Source organism: Rhizobacter sp. P2_H2 (assembly GCF_056403375.1).
Genome location: NZ_JBFUFP010000883.1, coordinates 1 through 2,306 on the forward strand (window position 1 = coordinate 1; position 2,306 = coordinate 2,306).

The 2,306-nt window shown below is 69.1% G+C and carries 3 protein-coding genes and 1 pseudogene; 1 reads left to right on the plus strand and 3 read right to left on the minus strand.

The window, feature by feature from the left end; genetic code table 11:
- The coding region (locus AC1D15_RS27705) for a kinase/pyrophosphorylase (protein WP_477828534.1) at window positions 1-463 on the plus strand (463 nt) is incomplete at its 5' end.
- 19 nt (window positions 464-482) lie between these two features.
- Here AC1D15_RS27705 and AC1D15_RS27710 read toward each other — a convergent pair.
- The 3 genes and pseudogenes from AC1D15_RS27710 to AC1D15_RS27720 form a co-directional block, all read right to left on the minus strand.
- Complete coding sequence (locus AC1D15_RS27710) at window positions 483-1,259, minus strand: TrmH family RNA methyltransferase (protein WP_477828535.1); 777 nt, start codon at window positions 1,257-1,259, stop codon at window positions 483-485.
- A 13-nt stretch (window positions 1,260-1,272) separates the two neighbouring features.
- Window positions 1,273-1,935 (minus strand): ribonuclease HII, encoded by a 663-nt coding sequence (gene rnhB, locus AC1D15_RS27715; protein ID WP_052211429.1) that lies wholly within the window; start codon window positions 1,933-1,935, stop codon window positions 1,273-1,275.
- Window positions 1,907-2,306: pseudogene (locus tag AC1D15_RS27720) on the minus strand (lipid-A-disaccharide synthase); the annotation flags it as partial. The pseudogene AC1D15_RS27720 and the gene rnhB, both read right to left, overlap by 29 nt.

The window sequence follows — 2,306 nt, forward strand, 5'->3', positions numbered from 1 at the left end:
GGAGTACACCGACCGCATCGAGGCGATCAACTTCTCGCTGGCGCACGACGACGGGCAATCGTCGAAGAACCTGGCCGAGGCCGACGTGATCCTGGTCGGCGTGAGCCGCAGCGGCAAGACGCCGACCTCGCTGTACCTGGCGATGCAACATGGCATCAAGGCGGCCAACTACCCGCTCATCCCGGAAGATTTCGACCGCCGCGTGCTGCCGGCGGGGCWGGCGCCGCACCGCAAGAAATGCTTCGGGCTGACGATTGCGCCGGAGCGGCTGGCCGAGATCCGCCATGAGCGGCGGCCGAACAGCCCGTACTCCAGCATCGAGAACTGCCGGCACGAGGTGTCGGAGGCCGAGGCGATGATGCGGCGCGAGAGCATCGCGTGGCTGTCGTCGACGCACAAATCGATCGAGGAGATCGCGACGACCATCCTGCGGGATATCCGGCCGGATCGGCTGATGTATTGAGGCGAGCGGTTCGCGCGCGTCAGATTCTTTGCCGCGCCGACTCGTAGAGGCACACCGCCGCGGCGGCGGCAACGTTGAGCGACTCCTCGCCGCCTGGCTGCGGAATGCGCAATGCCTGCGCACAACGCGCCATCAGCGCCGTGGACACACCCTGCCCTTCGTGACCCAGCACCCAGGCGCACGGCCAAGGCAGCGTTGCGCGATGGATCTCGTGCGGTGTGTGCGAGCTGGTGGCCAGCAATGGAACGGTCAACGCCGCCAGCGCATCGGCTTCGAGGCCCTCGACCAGCCGCAGCGCAAAATGCGCGCCCATGCCGGCGCGCAGCACCTTCGGCGACCACAGCGCCGCGGTGCCCTTCAACGCGATCACCTGCGTGAAGCCGAAGGCGGCCGCACTGCGCAGCACCGCGCCGACGTTGCCGGCGTCCTGCAGTCGATCGAGCACGACGCTCGGCGCATCGGCCTGCAGCGACGCACCACCCGTCCAGGGCAGCACGAACATCAGCGGAGCGGCCGACTCGAGCGTGCCGATGCCCGCCATCAGCGCCGCAGGCACCACGGCCACCTGCGGTGCGCGCTCGGCCAACGCCCGCAGCGCCGGCACCTGCCAGCCCGCTTCGGTGATCACCGCCTGCGACGGCAGCCCGCCACGCTGCAGCAGCGCCGCGGCGAGGTGATCGCCCTCCAGCAGCACCTCGCCGTGCTTGCGGTAGCCCCCCGGGTCGGCCGCCAGCTTGCGCAGCCGCACCAGCAACGGGTTGTCGCGCGAACTGATCGCCTTGATCGCTGCCGCCATCACTCGGCGCCCATCATTCGGCGGGCACCGCAAAGGACACGGACACCGGCATACCCAGCGGCAGCAGCGCCTCACGCACCGGTGCGAACGAGCGGCGGTGGTGCACGCAGGCCCCGTGCTGCTTCAGCGCGGCCAGGTGCATCGGCGTGCCGTAGCCCTTGTGCTCGTCGAAGCCRTACTGCGGGTGCTGCTCGTGCAGCGTGAGGCACAAGCGGTCGCGGTGCACCTTCGCGAGGATCGATGCCGCCGAGATCGACTGCACCAGCGCATCGCCCTGCACGATGGCCTCGGCCGCGATCTTCAGCACCGGCAGGCGGTTGCCATCGACCAGCACCTTCACCGGCACCAGCCGCAAGCCCTCGACCGCGCGGCGCATCGCCAGCATCGTCGCCTGCAGGATGTTCAGCGTGTCGATCTCCTCGACGCTCGCCTCGGCCACCGCACAGCACAAGGCCTTCTCGCGGATCTCGTCGTACAGCCGCGCACGCACCGCGGCCGACAGCTTCTTCGAATCGTCCAGCCCCTTGATCGGACGCTGGTCGTCGAGGATCACCGCCGCGGCGACCACCGGGCCGGCCAACGGGCCGCGGCCGGCTTCGTCCACGCCCGCCACCAGGCCGATGGCGTCGAAGCGCAGGCCGAACTGCTCAGGACCGGAGGACTTTCTCGATCGCATCGGTGGCAGCCTGGACAGTGTTGCAGCGCAGTCGGCGGTGCAGTTCGGTGAAACGCCGGGCAATGGCAGCGGACTCTTCCGGCTTGTCGAGCCAGTCAAGACCCGCAGCCGCCAGTCTCTGCGGCGTCGCGTCGTCCTGCAAGAGCTCGGGCACCGCGAATTCCCCGAGCAGGATGTTCGGCAAACCCACCCAGGGCTGGTAGCCCATGCGCTTCATCATCTGCCAGCTCAGCCAGTTCATCGCGTAGGTGATGACCATCGGCCGCTTGAAGAGCGCCGCCTCGAGCGTCGCCGTGCCGCTCGCGATCAGCGTGACGTCGCAGGCGGCCAGCACCTCGTGCGAGCGGCCGTCGAGCAGCTCGATGCCAACC

Bases quoted from the DNA above. Each gene is read 5' to 3' on its own strand.
- AC1D15_RS27710 (WP_477828535.1), bottom strand. From the start codon at position 1,259: ATGGCGGCAGCGATCAAGGCGATCAGTTCGCGCGACAACCCGTTGCTG.